Raw genomic sequence first — 19,700 nt, forward strand, 5'->3', positions numbered from 1 at the left:
CAACCGTTTCAAATATTAATAAGACTGATCAAAAATAATTGCTTAAAATGCCTAATAATACTTGATTTTGGGTAGAAAATCATAAATCGTTTGAAGAATTTGTGGAATAGTTCGAACAATTTTTTATTTATTGCCTAAATTGCTTATAAAGCTTGATAAATCAAGTCTTTTTTCTTAAGTTAATCGTGCGAAATCGTTTGAAATCTTGCAAAAGAAAAAGCCAATCCACCATATATGATTGGCAAAAAGCTTAGTATATATATCTGTTTATTTGACATGATCAACATTGACTAATTGATTTAGATTCTTTTCTAACTTGTCATGATCAGTAAATATTGTTAACAACAATACTGGAACTAGTTCCACTAAGCATCTAACAACTAATCCTAAAGTACTTTCTGTTAGCAAAGGTCCAACATTAAATGCAGTTAATTGTGGTTCTGCTAAGACAATAAAATCAACTAGGAAATGGACTACCATTAATAAATAGATTTTTCCACTATAAAGATATAGACATGCATACATTAAGCCACCAATAAAGGTAAAGATGACTTCACCAACAACATAATTAATAGGTGAACCGGTACGTAAATACAAGGAATGAGGTAGAGCAAATAGAATAGCTGAAGCAAAAATCGTCAATATAATTCGAAACTTTTGCTTTGAGAATAATTTTAGCAGCACGATTATGTCTAATACGCGGATTATCTCTTCAAAGAGGGCGGCTTCTACTGCCCAGTTTACTCGATCTAAAGTAAAATTATAGAGCGTAAGGTTGTTTTTCCACTCCCATAATATTTCAGAGAAGTTTTGGCCGAAATTTGCCAAGCTGTTAAAGAACGCAAACCAAATTAGTAAAAGCATCATAGCTATCAGAATTAAGAGCCTAGTAGACATCTTAAAATTCAAGTTCGAGAGATCCCAACTTTCTAGGATCATAGGTACTACAATTAAAAGAGCTAAAGCTAGGAAAAATTTGCTTTGTACTAGGGTCAAAAGTAATGTTGTGCTACCATATAAATCAATTGATTTAATAAGTATTGCAGGTAGTAACAATCCTTGAATGCTGATGAGCTGAAAAATTGGCGTTTTTAGTGACGGAAAGAATTTCAGCACTGTTAGTAAATAGAGCATCAATAGTAGTATTAAGTATACACTTGCTAAAAAAGTCTGTGATAATACTTTTTGCTGATTTAAGAAATTCACACAGTTAACCAAAATTTGCATAAATAAGATCGGACTTAATAGTGAGATTACAGATACAGTGCATTCATAAAAGCTTTCTGTTTTGTTAAGGAAAATATTAAGACCGAGAACAAAGATGACGGAAACTAGTAGAAATAGATTTCTGCTATCTATAAAGGTTAAAACAATTGCTAAAAGAAGATTCAGGTAACACTGATAATCAAAGAGATGTTGTTTAATAAACAAGGTAAATCACCCCAATTGATAGAAAATGAATCAACAATTATATTGACGATAAAAATATAAGTCAAGATAAAAACATGAAAATATTGAAAAAATTATGAACAAAAGTATGAGCGATAACAAAAAAGCTACCGATCTCGTTAAATAAACGCTGATCTGTAGCTTTTTTTATTCAATTAATGTTAGTTAAATTGCCCTATTCAGGTAGTAGAGAGAGACTTGTAATAAGAGTTCCACCCTTAAGCAGATCTTGTTGACTAATGGTTTGCTCCACTTTATTGCCATTGAAAGTTCGCTTGGCAACATAATTATTAACTTCATTGTTGTTCTCAGTAATTAAAGTTAAAGTTTTTTCATTAGGTAAGGCTATTTCAACATAATCAAAGCTAGGGATGCCGAAAATATAAGTTCCAACACCAGGAGCTGAAGGATAAAATCCTAAGCTCGAGAACAGATACCAACTAGCCATTGAACCGTTATCCTCATCGCCTGGATAGCCAGCAAAAGTAGCATTAAAACTGGTGCAAAGTTGTTTAACTAGGATTTCGGTTTGATGAGGTGCGTCTGCTAGAGCAAACAAATATGGTAAATGGAAACTTGGTTGATTGGAAATAGCTAATTGACCATATGGTTGAGCAATCATCTCGCGCATTTCATGAATAACTTGCCCATAACTACCAACTTGGTATAAAGCTGGTTGATTTACCAACTTTGTAAGTTGTGCAGTAAATGCTGCTTTACTACCATAAAGCTTGATTAAACCGACAACATCCTGAAAAACATTGAAACTATTTTGCCAAGAAGATCCCTCAGTAAAGCCGTTTCCCCAATCAGTGGTATTAATTGGTACAAAATTACCTTGATCGTCTTTGGGATTCATCAGGCCAATTTCTGGATTAAAAAGATTTCGATAGTTCAAAGCTCGTTTCAGGTATTTTTGAGCTTCAAGCTCCCGTCCTAACTTTTGCAAAACCTGGCCAATTGCCCAGTCAGAATACGCATAATCAAGGGTTTTATTAACGCTTTCCGGATAGTTGGTTGAAACGTAGCCTAATTTCTTGTATTCTTCTAAGCCTTCACGACCATATTTACTATCTTTGCTAGAACTTTCAGCCCCTTTAAGCATCCCTTCAAGATAATCTTCTAGCAGGTCAGGCGCAAGTTCTTTAACAGCTGCATCCGCCACCAAGACATCCAGCATCGTACCTGGCATCATACCACGTTCATCAGGTGACAACCAACGAGGTAAGTAGCCGTTTTCCTTAGTGCTATTTAAAAATCCTTCCATGAAATCATGGAAATCTCTTGGTAAAAGCAAGCCATAAAGCGGGAAGTTAGTCCGATAAACATCCCAGAAACCAACATTGGTGTACATTTTACCTGGAAGTACTTTTTTCTCAGTAGTTGAATAATGCACTTCTTGGCCTTCAGAGGTAACTTCGTAAAATTGGGTTGGGAACAGCAGACTGCGATACAAGTTGGTATAAAAAGTCTTTACCTTGTTTTGATCATGATCGGAAATCCTAATCAAATTCAATTTTTCTTCCCAAGCTGCCACCACTTGCTGATGCAAATCTGAAAAACTCATCAAAGTAAGCTGACTTAAATTGAATTTAGCTTGTTCTTGACTAATAAAGCTAGTTGCATAAGTAAGATTTTCATCATTGAGTACGATGATAATTTTCTTTAACTCAGTAGTAGTTACTAGTTTAACTGCTCCAAATTTACCATGGAGTGCAGTGTACATAGTAAAGTGAGGATCTTCGCTACCTGCAAAATTATTGCTGCTAAATATTACTTCCTGATCACTGGCAGAAATCAATTGCACTTTTTTGCCTTCAATAATTAACTTGCTAGGCCGATTACTAAAATTAGTAAGCTGAATTTTTCCACCAAAACGATCATTCGTTGCTCTGATCAATAATTGCTGTGAGAGGGAAGTCAGTTGAATTAAATCAGGTCGAAAAATGGCGTCCTGTGGCCGATAATCATCAAGTTCGCGATCATCTCTTGTCTTAAAACGCATTGTAAAAGCTTGAAAATCGCCAATCCATGGACTTGGCTGATGAGTAATGTGCAAGCCGGCAAAGTACGGCAATTCAGGATCAAACCACCAGCTGGTGTCTTGATCAGTTGTAGCAACAGCTAAATAATTCATTCCAAAAGGAACTCCAGTTAAAGGCAAAGTGTTACCGTGACTAAATTCGTAGCGACTCTTGCTACCAACGCGGGTATCAATATCTGTAAGATGCATAAAAAATCCTCTATCTTCTACTTAATTTGACGTCGACCACCAAATTGCGATCGACGATCGCTTGGGGATCATTAATTTGTTGCAACAATAGGTTGACGGCTTGCTCGCCTAATGTGAAAAAATCTTGGCCAATACTGCTAAGAGGCGGGGAAGACATTGCTGTTAAAGGCAAATTATCAAAACCAACAATAGCAATTTGATCGGGCACCTGGATTTTAGCTGGCAAGAGCAAATTCAAAATGCGGTAGGCGACAATATCATTTTCGGCCACGATACCATCAACACGATTGTCTGATAGGTAAGTTACTAAATCCATGCCTTCTTTTTCATAAAGCAACTTGGTTGTTTTCAATGGCTTAAGGGGCATTTTTTGTAAGCGACACGCTTTGATAAAGCCCATAAAGCGGTCTGCCACTGGACCAGTGAAGCTCTCCCAAAAATTAGTGTTGGAATAGAATACCAAGCGTTTTTTGCCAATATCTTGTAAATATTGGCCAGCTAAGTAGCCCCCACCTACATTATCACTGACTACGCTTGGAATTACTGAATTTGGTAGTGCCTTATCAAGCAAGACCAGGGGAAGACCTTGTTGATATAGTTCAAGCACATGCGGAAATTCCTTAGCCAGCTCCAAGGGATAATAGATAACACCAGCATAGTTTTTGGCAATTTGTTGATATGACAAGTGGCGAAAGTCTTCGTTGGTCATTGAGAGCAAATTCCAAGTGGTATTTTTGAGCATATGCTGGATTCCTAAAACATAGTTGCCAAGTTCGTTATTTGAAGAAAACGGCAAAACTAACAAAATGCTCTTAAGACTTGAAGTGCCGTGGAGCTTTACAAAACTGCCTTTACCCTTGATGCGGTAGATTAAATCATCTGCCACTAGTTGATTTAGAGCGTGTTTAGCCGTAATGCGGCTGACATTATATTTAATTGTAAGTGCCTTTTCACTCGGCAGTAATTGATTTGGAGCGATCTCCCGCCTAAGGATCGCTTTTTTTAATTCTTCATAGATAAGTTGATATTTTGTCATTTGTTTAACCTGATATATTCCGATATACCTACTTTTAGGCATTGTTTTCGCTTTCAATAACATTTTAAGCAAGAAACATGGTATATTTCAAGTATAAAATTAGATCAGGAGAACAAAAATGGAATTACCAATAGGAATTAAACAACTAATCTCAGAAATTAAAGACTTATGTGGTGCCGAACATGCTGATTGGGCAGAAGTTTTTGAAAAAACTTTCGCGGATACCATCAAAAATGCCATGGTTGAAGACGAAAATGGTATTTTTGTCCTAACCGGAGATATTCCAGCAATGTGGCAACGCGATTCTACTGCTCAAGTTAGACCTTATTTAATTGCTGCCAAGGATGATCCAGAAACAGCTGCAATCATCAAAAAAGTTTTAAAGCGGCAATTTTTTAACATGCAACTTGATCCTTATGCTAATGCATTTAACCAAGTTCCGAATAATCAAGGGCACCAAACGGATGAAACGGAAATGGGACCATGGATTTGGGAACGCAAATATGAAATTGACTCATTATGTTATCCAATCAACTTGGCATATTTATATTGGAAAAATACGGGTGATACTTCAATTTTTGACGAAAATTTTAAGTTAGCCGTTGAAAAGGCCGTTGATGTAATGCGCACAGAAATTCATCATGAGGTTTCACCATACAAATTCCAACGTTTTATCGATCGCCCAGAAGATACGTTAGTTAATGAAGGGACTGGTCCTGATTTTACATATACGGGCATGACTTGGTGTGGCTTCCGACCTAGTGATGATGCGTGTGAATACAGTTACTCGATTCCTGAAAACATGTTTGCCAAACTAGTTTTGAACCAGTTGCATGAAATTTATACCCAAATAGCCGGGATTGAAGATGACGATCTAGCTGGTGAATGTAGCAATATTGCTGAAGAAATTGATCAAGGGATCAAGAAATATGGCTTGATCGAAGACCAAGCTGGTAAACAAGTGTTTGCTTATGAAGTTGATGGTCGAGGCAACTATTTATTCATGGATGATGCAAATGTTCCAGATTTAACGAGTATGCCATATCTTGGTTCTATCGCTGCTGGCAATGTGATCTATCAGAATACGCGTAAGGCCGCTTTGAGTAAGCAGAATAAGTACTACTATGAAGGTAAATATGCTGCCGGTTTGGGTTCGCCTCATACTCCTGAAGATTATGTCTGGCATATTGGCTTGGCAATTGCTGGCTTAACCACTGACGATAAGGAAGAGCAGGAACGAATTTTAAATACTTTGATCGCCACTTCTGCTGGTACCAAAATGATGCACGAAGGCTTTGATCCTAACGATCCAAGTAAATACACCAGAGAATGGTTCTCATGGGCAAACATGATGTTCTGCGAATTATTGTTGGCATATTTTGACAAGACGATTAACAAGTAACAAAGGAAAAAGAAATGAAGAAAAAGCGGGTATTTATTATTTCCCACACGCACTGGGATCGCGAATGGTACATGGGATTTGAAGAACACCACATGCGCTTGGTAAATCTAATCGACGACTTGCTCTACTTGTTTAAGCATGATCCTGATTTTGATTCCTTCCACTTGGATGGGCAAGACATCATCATTGATGATTATTTAGCTGTACGACCTGAAAAACGTGAAGAAGTTATGCATTATATCAAGGAAGGCAAGCTTCGCGTTGGTCCATTTTATATTTTGCAGGATGACTTTTTGACTAGTCCCGAAGGCAATATAAAAAATGCCCTCTACGGCATGAAAAAAGCCCGCGACTACGGACATCAACCAGTTAATATTGGCTATTTTCCAGATACGTTCGGCAATATGGGTCAAGCTCCACAAATGATGAAGCTATTGGGCTTTGATGCTGTTGCCTTTGGCCGGGGCGTAACGCCGACTGGGTTTAATAATCAAGTCGGTCAAGGTAAATTTGATTCGACTTATTCAGAAATGAACTGGGAAAGTCCCAATCATGATCAAGTCTTAGGGATTTTGTTTGCTAACTGGTATTCTAACGGTAATGAGATTCCCGTTGATGAAGTAGAAGCTAAAGCATATTGGACCAAGAAATTGGCAGAAGCAGAAAAATTCGCTTCAACAAGAGACTTGCTCTTTATGAATGGTGTAGACCATCAACCAGTTCAAATGGATGTCACTAAGGCGATCAAGGTGGCTAACAAACTCTTTCCAGATTATGAATTTATTCATTCCAATTTTGACGATTATTTAAAAGCTTTAAAGGAAGATTTACCTGAGGATTTAACTACTGTTAAAGGTGAATTGACCTCGCAAGATACGGATGGTTGGTATACCTTGGCTAATACTGCTTCAAGTCGAGTATATTTGAAGCAAACCAATATAAAACTTGAACGGACTTTGGAAAATAAGCTGGCACCATTATTTTTATTAAAAGGCCAAGTCACGCCGACTGAACAGGATAAATTAGACTATGCTTGGCTTGAATTGTTGCGTAATCATCCGCATGATTCGATTACGGGATGTTCAGTTGATGAAGTTCACCAAGGAATGATGAATCGCTTTAGAAAAGTAGCCCAAGTTGCTAAATCTTTATGTGGTGAGGCTTTGACTGCCTTTACTGATAAAATCAAAACCGATGGATTTAGTGAAGAGGCAAAACCATTCGTAATTTTGAATACTAGTGGCGTAACTAAGCATGAAGAGGCCGTAGTGAAGGTAGAACTTTTCCGTAGATTGTTTGCGGAAGCTAGTCCTGAACAGGCTTATCGTGATGCGGAAAAATTTTTAGAAGATCATCAACAATTACGGGTGGTAGATCAAGCTGGAAACAGCGTACCTTTTAGGGTAGTTAAGCGTTATGCTGCATATGGCTATGATTTGCCAGAAAGAACTTTCAGAGTGCCATATATGGCTGCTTATGTAGAATTGGCCGTTGCTTCGGAAATTAAGCCTTTTTCATGGCAAACTTTTGCGGTGGAATTTGGCCAGGGGGATGAACGTGGCTTAATAAGTGGTCAAGAAGCTAGGTTAGAAAATAACTTTATTAGAGTTGAAGTCATGCCGAATGGCGAAATCAAGCTTTTTGATCAAAGAAATCTTAATGAAGCTTATCGTTTGCATCTTGTTGATACGGGCGATATTGGCAACGAATATATTTATCGTCAATCCGCAGATAAGAGTCGAATTATTTTTAATAGTCCAATCAAAAACTTGCGTTCATCGCAGTTATTGCAAGGTCAGAAGGTAACATTTGAGCAAACAATGCTACTACCTGAAAGAGCAGAAGCTAAACTAGACTATGAACGCCAAGCAGTAATCGACATTACCCACCGAACAAGTGTCCGTTCAAGTGTCGTTAAGCCATTTACGATTAAAGTTACCCTTGAATTAAGCGCTAATGATCGCCGAGTAAAGATCAAGGTTGAAGGGGACAATCAACATCAAGATCACCGTCTTAGAGCAGAGGTTACAACTAACCAGATTAATGCTCATAATGATAGTGAATCCATTTTTGAAGTGGTAACTCGTGATAATCAAGTTAGTCCTAACTGGAAAAATCCAACTAATCCGCAACACCAGCAAGCCTTTGTCTCAGTTCATGAGCAAGGCAAAGGGGTAGTTATTGGTAATCTCGGCTTGCAAGAATATGAAGTGGCGCCAGATGGTAGTGAAATAGCTTTGACTTTGCTTCGCTGCACTGGCGAGTTAGGCGACTGGGGCTACTTCCCAACTTTTGATTCTCAATGTTTAGGTGAATTTGAAGCAGAATTTTCGATCGGGTTAACTGATGGTAGCCAAGTCGAACAAGTCACAGCTTATCAAGTTGCTAGAGCTGATCAGATTCCATTGATTACAGGTCAAACTGCTCGTCACTCTGGCGAATATGCTCCTGAAAAGACTTATTTGACGGTATCTAATCCTGCTTTTGCTGTAACTGCTACGGAACGTTCTGAATCAGGTGAAATGATAGTGCGTGGTTACAATTTAACAGCAGAAAAGCAACCGTTAGAAGTGAAACTGTGGGATCAAAGTGCAGCTGCAATTGTTGACTTTAATGGTAATAAAATCGATCGAGCTCAAACTGAGCTTGATCCAGCAGAAATTAAGACTTATAGGTATGAATAATGGATACTAATTTTGCATTTAATGAATTGAGAATGTGGCGTAAGGTTGATACTGCAGGTTACGAAATCAGCATTAATCAATCTGGTAAAGGCTATAGCGTTAAAAAATCTGGGAAGCAAATAAGTTTAACTTATGAGCGAAAAAACGATTTGATGCGCGCATATAATACGGCTTTAGGGATGATTAAACATGGTATTGCAAAAGCAGAGTGTGCGCATGAACGTAAATTTGACGAAGTGATTGCCATGCCGGATTTAGCTAGAAATGCGGTCTTGAATGTTCCTACGCTAAAGCAATATCTTTGTCGGCTTGCTGGTTTAGGATATACTGAAGTTTGGCTATATCTAGAAGATGAGTTTGAAGTCCCCGGCGAAAGCTTTTTTGGCTTACAGCGAGGACGTTATTCACAAGCAGAACTTCATGAACTAGCGGTTTATGCAGATAAAATGGGCATTGAGTTGGTACCGGCAATTCAAACGCTTGCGCACTTGAAACGTGTTCTACAATATGAACATTATCGGCAAATTGGTGATTTGAATGATACGTTATATGTGGGTAAGGAGGCAACTCGGGATTTCGTAAAAAGGGAATTAGAAGCAGCGACGGCGCCATTCTTAACCAAAAAAATCCATATTGGGATGGATGAAGCACATAACTTGGGATTAGGACAATACTTCTTTGACCATGGTAGCGTAGATCAGACGCAACTAATGTTGAAGCATGCCAAGATGGTTTTAGCACTTTGCCGAGAAATGGATTTGAAACCAATAATGTGGAGCGATATGTGGTTTGAATTGGCAAGTACTAGGCATGAAATGTATGATCGACAAGCAGATGTTGCTAGTTTGCATGTCGATCCGGAAATAGGACAAGTATATTGGGACTATTATAATATTCACGAAGACCACTACACACCGATGATGCAAAAGCACTTTGAGTTATCACCTAATGTTTACTTTGCCGGCGGTATCTGGACCTGGGCAAGATTTGCTCCAAATCAAAGCAAGATGTTAGCTTCAATTAAAGCTGGGCTTTCTGCAGCTAAGAAAACTGGGATTAAAAAAGTGGCCGCTACTGCTTGGATGGATGATGGTGGTGAAGCACCATATTGGTCAAGCTTGTTAGGCTGGCAAGTATTTTCTGACTATCAATATTTAGATGAGCCAACTGAAACTGACTTTGAAAATAATTTTGACTTGTTGCAGGATGAAAATTATCAGGCTTACATGCTACTAGGGGACTTTGATAATACTAAAGATCAAGTTAATGACGTTGATGAAAAGCCAAGCAAACTAGTGCTCTATGAAGATTTGCTTCAACCGCGTTATTATCAAAACTTGAAGGATTTTGATTTTGGTAACTATTACGATCAACTTGCGAATAAGCTTGAACCATATCAGGAACATCCACTCTTTAATTACTACTATGATTTAGCTAAGGCTTTATCGGTTAAGGCTAAATTGATGACTGCTTTAACAAGTGGCAATAGTGCGGATGCCTTGCTTAATGAGTGGCAAGAAGCGATTACGCTAGTCGCTAGAGAGCGCCTTGAATTGTGGTTTAAAGAAAATAAACCTAATGGGTCTGAAGTGATGGATATTCGTTTTGGTGGCTTGATTCAACGTGCAAACACGGTTAGGAATTTATTAGCTAAGGGCGAATATCAATCTGATCTTCCTGATGTTGAAATGGATAAGCATATTAATGGTGATTTTGGTAATTCTCAGTACTACCAAATTGTGACTCCAAGCGATATTTCTTGGTAATGATCGCGAACGAAACGCGTGTGATTTTTTTCGCACGCGTTTGATTTTGTAATAAATTTTGTTTTTGGGAGCTATAAGTTGCAAAATGACAAAACATTGGTGGAAAGAAGCGGTGGTATATCAAATTTATCCGCGAAGTTTCAATGATAGCAATGGTGATGGAATTGGTGATATCCAAGGGATCATTCAAAAATTACCGTATTTGGAAAAGTTGGGAATAGATGCTGTCTGGCTTAGTCCAATATATAAATCGCCTAATATCGATTACGGATATGATGTGGCTGATTATTATGAAATCAATCCAGAATATGGCAATATGACTGATTTTGAAGAATTGGTTGCTAAAGCTAAAAAGCATCAAATCAAAATAATCATGGATCTGGTTTTAAATCATACTTCAAGTGAACATAAATGGTTTAAAGAGGCAAAGAAGGGTACTGATAATCCATATCATGATTACTATATTTGGCGTAAACCAGAGCAAATCAAAGCACAGCTAGAGCATGAATGGACTCGTAATCAGTGGACCTTTGTCCCAGAATTGGGACAATATTATTTCCATTTGTTTGACTATCGCCAACCCGATCTCAACTGGAATAATCCACAAATGCGCCAAGAACTCTATAAGATGATGAATTTTTGGGTTGAAAAGGGTGTAGGTGGTTTTAGGTTAGATGTGATTGATTTGATTGGCAAAGATCCAGATCATGGTGTAACTGTTAATGGTCCTAAATTACATCCCTACTTAAAAGAAATGTACGAAGCGGTTTTTGCAGGCAAAGATTTACTTACTGTCGGTGAAACATGGAGTGCAGGTATTAAGGAAGCAAAGCAATATATCTATGAAAATTCACATGAATTGACGATGGTTTTTGAATTTCAACCATTACTGTTAAGTCAAAAAAGAGGTATGGATAAGTGGCATCCTGTGAGAATTAATCCTCAATTGCTTAAAAAGGTTTTGCTTAATTGGCAAACAAAGCTTGATTACGAGCAGGGATGGAATACCTTATTTTGGTCAAATCATGACTTGGCAAGAACTGCATCGCTATTAAAGACTAATGATCGACATCGAATAGCTGCTCAAAAGATGCTGGTAGGACTGCAATTTTTCCTAAAAGGAACGCCATTTATCTATCAAGGTGATGAATTAGGGATGATCAACGTTAACTTCTCTAAAATCGAGATGCTACGTGATCCAGAAAGTATCGATCTGGTGAAAAAAAGCGACGACAAAAAAACAGCTTTAAGACTTGTTTCGCAGAAAGGACGAGATAATGCACGAACTCCAATGCAGTGGAATAATTCCTCGCAAGCAGGTTTTACAACAGGAAAGAGTTGGATTGACATTAATCCAAATTTCTTGCAGATAAACGCTCAAATTGAAGAAGCAGATCCTAATTCAATCTTTAATTTTTATAGAAAACTAATTGCGATTAAAAAGCAAAGTTCAATTTTGAAATATGGTGATTTTGAAGAAATTAACGATGTTCCAGCAGAAGTCTTAGCTTTTATGCGTAGTGATGAGACAGGTAGCTATCGAGTTTTTGCTAATCTATCACGTAAAGCTAAAAGAATTAATTATCATATTTCCCGCAAAAAAGTTGTTGTGCAAAATTATCCTATCAAAGAAACGGGAGCTACCTACTTGCTAAAGCCATATGAGCTACTAGTAGAAAAAACTTATAATTAGACCTTTGAGTCACCAAGCGTATTAGTGCTTCGGTGGCTTTTTACTTTGTATAGTGACTAAAAATGTTGGATCTTTAATTTTTATACTTTTCCCTTTAGTTTGATAATTTACTGCCAATGTAAGCGTTTTATATAATTTAAGTGTAAATGAGAGGGGGAACTAGAATGGCTAAAAAAGAAGGGAAAAAGAAAGGTTTTATCCAAAAAGTAATCGATAATCGGATTTATTTGTTGTTGGTTGCCCCCGGTACGCTTTTCTTGATTGTTTTCTTTTATATACCAGTCATTGCCAATATGGTAGCTTTCCAGGAATTCCAATATTCAGAAGAAGGATTTTTATACAGCCTATTTCACAGCTCATGGATTGGAATTCAAAATTTCAAGTTCTTCTTCCAATCATCGGATTTCTGGATTGTCGTTAGAAACACAGTGGGATATGGGTTGACATTCTTGGCTTTGAATTTCTTCTTTGCAATTTCACTCGGTATTATCATGAGTCAGTTGCGCAATCGGAAGTTGCTTAAAGTCTACCAAACATCAATGCTCTTCCCATACTTCCTTTCTTGGGCAGTGCTTGCGTACTTTGTTTATGCATTCTTAAGTCCAGATAAGGGAATTATCAACCACTGGATCACAGCAATGGGAGGTCAAGCGATTGACTTCTACAATGCGCCAAAAGTTTGGCCAGGTATTTTAATCTTCTTAGGAGTTTGGAAGAGCCTCGGCTACAATAGTATTTTGTACTTTGCAACAGCAATGGGAATTAACCCAGAATACTATGACGCTGCGATGATCGATGGTGCGAATAAGTGGCAACAAATTAAGAACGTAACTTTGCCACATATTCTACCAGTAGCAACTTTAATGTTTATCTTGAACATTGGTGGTATTTTCAGAAGTGACTTTGGTTTGTTCTACATTATTCCAAGAGCTTCAGGAACTCTGATTTCTACTACTCAGACTTTCGATACTTACATTTATCGTGCTTTAACGATGAATAATGATATTGGAATGTCAACTGCTTCAGGATTGCTTCAAGCATTTGTCGGCTTCTTACTTGTGATTACAACTAATTTAATCGTAAGAAAGAAGCAACCAGATGCAGCTTTTTTCTAAGGAAGGATGAGCTATGAGAAAGAAAAAACATGTTACTTCGGTTGAAATTAGAAGTTTCGGACCAAGAACTAACTTTGTCTTTAATGTCATCTTAGCCATCTTGGCCTTGAGCTGTATTGTCCCATTCTTCTTCATGATTGTGTTGTCTTTCACTCAAGAAAGCGACATTACCATGTATGGCTATCAGTTCTGGCCAAAGCATTGGACCGTAGCTAGCTATGAATATCTATCCAAAATGGGAGGACAATTGCTTAAGAGCTTGGGTGTAAGTATCTTCATTACAGTTATTGGTACATTGATGAACAGTTTATTTAGTTCAACCTATGCTTACGCAATTTCAAGACGAGACTTCGCCTTTTCAAGATTTTTTACAATCTTTGCATTAATTTCAATGCTATTTACCCCTGGTATGGTACCAACTTATTTGGTTGTTACCCAAATGCTAGGCTTGAAAGATAATATTTGGGCACTTATTTTGCCTGCCTGCTTCGGTGTTTACAATGTTCTAATTATGAGAACATACTTTAAGACCTCAATCCCAGAGGCAATTCTCGAATCTGCAAGAATGGATGGAGCAGGCGAATTAAAAATTTTTGCAGATATTGTTGTACCTTTAGCAATTCCAGGAATTGCGACGATCAGTTTATTCACTTGCTTAGGCTATTGGAACGATTGGTTTAATGCAATGCTCTACATGACTAACGATAATTTGATTCCTTTACAGTATTTGTTAGTCAAGATTCAAAACAACATTCAATTTATGAGTCAGCAAATGTCAGCCGGAGGCTCTACGCTTGCCTCAGGTACTGTCCTTCCAAGCGAAGGGATGAGATTTGCGGTTGTGGTAATTGCTACTTTGCCAATTGCATTAACTTATCCATTCTTCCAAAAGTACTTTGTTAAGGGTATGACGGTCGGAGGAGTTAAAGAGTAGGATATCATTTTTTTGGGAGGTTAGTTTTATGAAAAAATGGAAGAAAATCCTTGTTAGCACGGCTGCTGTGCTAGGTGTTGCAACCCTAGCTACTGCTTGTGGCAACAAAAAATCAGATTCATCAGGAGGAAGCAAGACAGTTGTTTCAATGTATATGCCTGGTGACAAACCAAAGAACTATGCTGACATGATTAAACGTGCCAACAAAGAAATTCAAACAAAATATCCAAACATTGAACTATCAATGAAATTTATTGGTTGGGGTGAATATAACCAAAAGTACAATGTTATGGTAACCTCAGGTGATCCATATGACTTGGCATTCACTCAAAACTATGTAGCTAACGCTGGTAAAGGCGTATATGCTGATATGACCGACTTGGCTAAGAAGTATGCTAAGGAAGCTTATGACAAAGTAGATCCAGCATACTGGAAGGGTGTAACTGTTAACGGCAAGATTTATGGGTTCCCTATCAACGCTAACGTATTTGCCATTAACGGTATTACTTTCAACAAGTACTACCTAGATAAGTACAACATCGATATTTCAAAGGTAGATTCATATCAATCACTTGAACCTGCTTTTGCTAAGTTCCACAAAGAAAACCCTGGTGTTGCTACCTTTGCTATTGGTCAAGGTTACAAAGTTTCACCACGTGCAATGGAATTCCCTCTAGGAAATGGATTGCCATTCGCAGTTGATTCATCTGGTAAGAATAAGAAAGTCTTCAACGCTTATGACACTCCAGAAGTTAAGAAAGATTTAGAAACTCTTCACCAATACTACTTAAAGGGTTACATTCCAAAGGATGCTGCAACTTCAAGTACACAATATAACTTGAACGAAAACACTTGGTTCAGCCGTCAAGAAACTCAAGGACCTTTTGACTACGGCGACACTGCTTTAATTAACGCTGCTGGTGGCAAGAAGATGATCACTAAGCCAATTACTGATCCTTACAAGTCACAAGCACAAGCTCAAGTTGCTATTTGGGCAATTTCTAAGACTTCAAAGCACAAGAAGGAAGCTATGCAAGTTCTTAACATGTTGAACTCTGACAAGAAGTTGTTAAACAACATTGTTTGGGGTCTTGAAGGTCAACAATGGAACTTTACTGATAAGGCTAAGGGTAAGATCAAGACTACTAAGAAATATCAACCGGGTTACTTCATTGGTGGTTGGATGATGGGTAACAACGACTTGCTTTATACTCAAGACACCATTACTCAAAAACAAATCGACCAACGTAAAGAAAATATCAAGGATGCCAAGGAATCAGCTGCTCTTGGATTTTCACCTGATACTACTAAACTTAAGACTGAAATTACTAACTTATCTAATGTTATGAGTAAGTATCTCGATATCTTGAACACTGGTACTGCTGATCCAGAACCAACAATCAAGAAGATGGATGCTGAACTTAAGACTGCTGGCTATGACAAGGTACAAGCAGAACTTCAAAAACAATATGATGAGTTTTTAAAGAACAAATAGGATAAATAACAGTTAAAGAAGATATTCTCCTCCGTTACAATTGCCGTGTGGTTGTTAAAGCCCCACGGCTTTTGTGCTAAAATAAATAACGAGGTGGTACTATATGTTGAGTGAGCAAACTCAAAAAGCATTTATAAAGATATATGTTTTGTTGATACTTAATTTGGAATTCTGGTTCTTTTCTCTGATGGGATTAATCGTTTTAGGGATTGGCCCAGCTCTGAGGACCATAACCGAGCAGTTTTTGACTTATGGTTATGATTATCGCCAGTACACATTTAAAAAACTGTGGAACTTTTATTGGAAGATATTTTGGCAAGCTAACAGTCGTGCACTACCACTATTGGCATTGATGTTGTTCTTGTTTTATGACATCTATTTGACCTCGCAAATTAAAGCTGCTTGGATGTTACCAGTTGTATTTTTGATTATTTTTGTCTTGTTCATTACTTGTATGGTGGCAATTAATGTACTGCTTCTTGATAGCAATTTTGAAATTGAATTTAAAAATGTTTTTAAATTAGCATTTATTCAATTTTTTAGCGACATCAGAGCTTTAGGACTATGTTTAACCGGCTTGATTATTATTTCAGCTTTAACAGCACTATGGCCGGGATTGCTGTTATTTCTTACTTTTTCAACTACCGTTGTATGGGCAAATCACAGTTATCGGAATTGGATTAAACAAATTGATGGAAAAATCTCATGAGATTAGGTTTTAAAAGGTTGATGATTTATTACGGGATTGCATTAGCCTTATTTACAACTATCGGAACGCTCTTTTTCTCGATTTATAGTTACCGCAATTTTCAACAAGAACTTGTGTTGACGCAGGATTATGCAATTAGTCAAACAACAACACTATTCAATGAAAACTTAAATGTCGCTGACAGTATTTCAGATTATGTCTCAGAAAATGGCGAGCATATCGATAATATTCGTCAATATTTGCAATCGAGTCCAGCTAAGTATGCCAGTTTTACGCTTGATCAAACAGACCGTACTGGTGAATATTTTAATTGGCCTATGACGAGCCAACTTTTTTACATTAAGCATCCGAATATGGAAAAGTTGGTAATTACGTTTTTTAACCAATATAGTGCTTTTAAAGCAGAAAAAGGTAATGGTGGTTATAAAACCAGTGCTAAAAAGGCTCTAAGCAATGATTTAATCTATAGTCCAATTGTTGATCCACGAATTCAGTCAGCAGTGGGATTGGTGGGTACTTCTTTTAAAAAAGAGGTATTGTTAAACAAGTTTCGCAATATTAACAATCATAAGTATTTATCGATGCTTATCGTAAATACAGATGATCGGATTTTATACAAATATTTTGGTAAAAGTGTTACTAAAGAGCAACGAAACCACATTAAAAATATCGTAAGCAAAGGTCATCTAAACTTTTCGCCACACGAATATTTAATTAGGAGCAGTTGGATTGACGATGATTATCGCATAATTACCTTAATTCCCAAAAATGTTAGTCTAACAGCCAGCTTAAATCGTATTTTACCGATTGCGCTGTCAGGAATTTTAGTTGAAGTCTTGTTGGTTGTAATCTTTGTTTTCACCTTCAAGTCATATCGTCGTCAGCTTGATGCGATTATTAAAACCACTCGTCAGGTTTCCGAAAATCATCTGAACGTTAGAGTTTCTTCCGATAATCTGGTCTACGATGATTTAGCAGATCTTTCCACGAATATTGATAGTATGTTAGATGCGATTAAGCGGTATATCAATGAGGTCTACCAAATTAAGATCCTGCAACAGGAAACGCAGATGAAAGCTCTTCAGTCACAAATCAATCCCCATTTCATGGCCAATACTTTGGAATACATTCGTATGGCGGCGCTAGATATTGGTGCCCGCGATTTGGCCAAAGTAGTTTATAATTTTGCTGCTTTGCTAAGAGGAAATGTCGACAATAAAGTTATGTCAACGCTGAAGCAAGAAGTAGACCTGGTGAAGAATTATATCTACCTCTATCAGGTCCGTTTTCCAGATAAATTGGCTTACCAAATTAAATTTGATCCACAGATTTCTCAGATCGAGATCCCACGTTTTAGCTTACAACCAATCGTTGAAAACTATTTCGTTCATGGGGTTGATTTTACTAATGCAATGAATGCGATTGAGATTAATGCCCGAAAAATTGAAAATCGTATCGTGATTGATATAATCGATAATGGACATCCAATGTCTGAGGAACGTTTGCAAGAAATTAACAGTTATTTCACTACAGATGAGATAGTTGCTAATTCGGTGGGCTTGCGCAATGTATATTTGCGTATGGCCAACTACACCAAGAATTTTGAAATGAAAATCGCCAATAATCAATATGACGGTGTGACGGTGACCATGTTCTTTGATGTTTAAGCATAACAGTTACATAGCGAATAGGCAGGTGAAATGATGTACTCTTTAATGTTAGTCGATGATGAATATATGATTTTGCGAGGGATGCAAAAGCTGATCGATTGGGCAAGTTTTGATATTAAGATTGTGTGTGCCGAAAAAAGTCCGAAGGCAGCTCTTGAATTTTTAAAGCAAAATCAGGTTGATATTTTAATCTCTGATATGAATATGGCTGAACTAGATGGAGCCGAATTTTTACCAGCAGTGCGAGCTTGTCGACCAGATATTCAGATTATTGTGTTGTCAGGTTATAGCGATTTTACCTATGCTAAAGCGGGGATTGAAAGTGGGATAATTGACTATCTTGAAAAGCCCGTTGACCCAGATGAATTAGAGGAGATTATTCAGAAGGCGATTAAACGGATTGAACAAAGTAAGCAAAAAGATCGTCTTGAATTAGAACATTTGGCTAATAAGATTTTATCAGGCGAGGAGAAGCTAACTAAACCTGATGAAGTCCAATTACTTGTATGCGATGACCAATTATCGATTCCAAATATTTCCTGCTCAGATATGGTAATGGGTCCGATTTTCAAAGAGGATAAGAAAGTCTATTTATTAAAGCAGTTGCCTGAAGGATTACCAGCTTTAAAAGGTAAGGTAGTTATTGATCGTGAGGTAGCGATTATTGAAGTTTCGCATCACTACCACCTAATGAAGGCTGCCTTTTCACGAGCTCAGTTTCTGGAGTTGGATCAGGTATATCTGGACTTGAGTCAAGAAAAACCACCGCTTGAAAGTTCGAGTTTTTGGGATCAAATCGATTTTCGCTATATCGCTAATAACGAGTTTAAGACGCTGTTTGAAGCAAAAATTCAGGAATTAGCCCAAACGAACTTAACTATCTCCGGTGTAAAAAAACTATTACGGACTTTGCTACTTAAGTTATATGAAAACTATCAAGTCTCTCGAGAACAAATGGTCGAAATGATTGCCAAGATTGATCAAGCCGATCGAATTTCAACTATTGTTGAAGTCATTGAATCTGAAGTGGCAGACTATATTTACCATAATCGTAAGCAGTATCCTGAGTTAATCGAGCAAGTGCTTGATATTACTCGTGAGCATTACGAACAAAAATTATCTTTGAGTAAGTTAAGCAAAGAACTTAATGTAAATAACGTATATTTAGGTGCTTTATTTAAAAAGCACTTGGATAAGTCATATGCCCAGTATTTGAATGAATTCCGGATTGCACGGGCAGTTGAATTGTTGCAAGATCATAAACTTGATACCAATGAAATAGCAATTGCGGTTGGATATCCAACGGCCAACTACTTTTTTAAAGTGTTCAAAACGGAATTAGGGATGACGCCAAAAGAGTATCGTCATCAACTTAAAGAAAAAATAGGATAAAGTTGATCCTACTGAGATAATGAAATAATTATCTTGGTAGGATTTTTTGCGTATAGAGAAAGTCAGTAAGGGATTTAAAATCAAAAAAGCGATGAATTTCCAAATGGAGTTCATCGCTTTTG

At 37.3% G+C, this 19,700-nt stretch carries 13 protein-coding genes; 10 read left to right on the forward strand and 3 right to left on the reverse strand.

The genetic code is table 11. The annotated features are described in order from the left end of the window. Positions 1-267: 267 nt before the first annotated feature. The 3 genes from BN52_RS10015 to BN52_RS00900 all read right to left on the reverse strand — a co-directional run bounded on the left by BN52_RS10015 (position 268) and on the right by BN52_RS00900 (position 4,760). Positions 268-828, reverse strand: a complete 561-nt coding sequence (locus tag BN52_RS10015; protein WP_157685030.1) for a CPBP family glutamic-type intramembrane protease — start codon at positions 826-828, stop codon at positions 268-270. A 796-nt stretch (positions 829-1,624) separates the two neighbouring features. Next, the gene (locus tag BN52_RS00895; protein WP_008472168.1) at positions 1,625-3,682 is read right to left on the reverse strand and encodes a GH92 family glycosyl hydrolase; all 2,058 of its coding nucleotides are present in this window, start codon (positions 3,680-3,682) and stop codon (positions 1,625-1,627) included. Between the two features lie 10 nt (positions 3,683-3,692). Then, positions 3,693-4,760 (reverse strand): GntR family transcriptional regulator, encoded by a 1,068-nt coding sequence (locus BN52_RS00900; RefSeq protein ID WP_241762023.1) that lies wholly within the window; start codon positions 4,758-4,760, stop codon positions 3,693-3,695. Between the two features lie 76 nt (positions 4,761-4,836). Between BN52_RS00900 and BN52_RS00905 the strand changes: the two genes are divergently transcribed. The 10 genes from BN52_RS00905 (at position 4,837) to BN52_RS00950 (ending at position 19,578) form a co-directional block, all read left to right on the forward strand. Further along, positions 4,837-6,120 carry a glycoside hydrolase family 125 protein gene (locus BN52_RS00905; protein ID WP_008472171.1) on the forward strand — a complete coding sequence of 428 codons (1,284 nt, stop codon included), beginning with the start codon at positions 4,837-4,839 and terminating at the stop codon, positions 6,118-6,120. 14 nt (positions 6,121-6,134) lie between these two features. Continuing rightward, positions 6,135-8,804 carry an alpha-mannosidase gene (locus BN52_RS00910; RefSeq protein WP_008472172.1) on the forward strand — a complete coding sequence of 890 codons (2,670 nt, stop codon included), beginning with the start codon at positions 6,135-6,137 and terminating at the stop codon, positions 8,802-8,804. Further along, positions 8,804-10,570, forward strand: coding sequence for a beta-N-acetylhexosaminidase (locus BN52_RS00915; RefSeq protein ID WP_008472173.1), 1,767 nt, complete (start codon positions 8,804-8,806; stop codon positions 10,568-10,570). Before BN52_RS00910 ends, BN52_RS00915 begins: the two co-directional genes overlap by 1 nt. A gap of 85 nt (positions 10,571-10,655) precedes the next feature. Continuing rightward, positions 10,656-12,263 (forward strand): alpha-glucosidase, encoded by a 1,608-nt coding sequence (locus BN52_RS00920; protein WP_008472174.1) that lies wholly within the window; start codon positions 10,656-10,658, stop codon positions 12,261-12,263. Positions 12,264-12,427: 164 nt separating this feature from the next. Further along, positions 12,428-13,378: an ABC transporter permease gene (locus BN52_RS00925; protein WP_008472175.1), complete on the forward strand. Its 951-nt coding sequence runs from the start codon at positions 12,428-12,430 to the stop codon at positions 13,376-13,378. A gap of 13 nt (positions 13,379-13,391) precedes the next feature. Continuing rightward, entirely contained in the window at positions 13,392-14,312 is a 921-nt protein-coding gene (locus BN52_RS00930; RefSeq protein ID WP_008472176.1) for a carbohydrate ABC transporter permease, read from the forward strand. Positions 14,313-14,340: 28 nt separating this feature from the next. Beyond that, the gene (locus BN52_RS00935; protein ID WP_008472177.1) at positions 14,341-15,807 is read left to right on the forward strand and encodes an ABC transporter substrate-binding protein; all 1,467 of its coding nucleotides are present in this window, start codon (positions 14,341-14,343) and stop codon (positions 15,805-15,807) included. A gap of 103 nt (positions 15,808-15,910) precedes the next feature. Then, positions 15,911-16,516: a DUF624 domain-containing protein gene (locus BN52_RS00940; RefSeq protein WP_008472179.1), complete on the forward strand. Its 606-nt coding sequence runs from the start codon at positions 15,911-15,913 to the stop codon at positions 16,514-16,516. Continuing rightward, on the forward strand, positions 16,513-18,183 hold the full coding sequence (locus BN52_RS00945; protein ID WP_008472180.1) for a sensor histidine kinase: 1,671 nt from the start codon (positions 16,513-16,515) through the stop codon (positions 18,181-18,183). Before BN52_RS00940 ends, BN52_RS00945 begins: the two co-directional genes overlap by 4 nt. A 33-nt stretch (positions 18,184-18,216) precedes the next feature. Next, positions 18,217-19,578 carry a response regulator transcription factor gene (locus BN52_RS00950; RefSeq protein WP_082621065.1) on the forward strand — a complete coding sequence of 454 codons (1,362 nt, stop codon included), beginning with the start codon at positions 18,217-18,219 and terminating at the stop codon, positions 19,576-19,578. The last annotated feature ends 122 nt before the right edge of the window (positions 19,579-19,700 follow it).

Origin of the sequence: Lactobacillus gigeriorum DSM 23908 = CRBIP 24.85, from assembly GCF_000296855.1 — a bacterium.
In the GTDB taxonomy this organism is placed as follows: Bacteria; Bacillota; Bacilli; order Lactobacillales; family Lactobacillaceae; genus Lactobacillus; species Lactobacillus gigeriorum.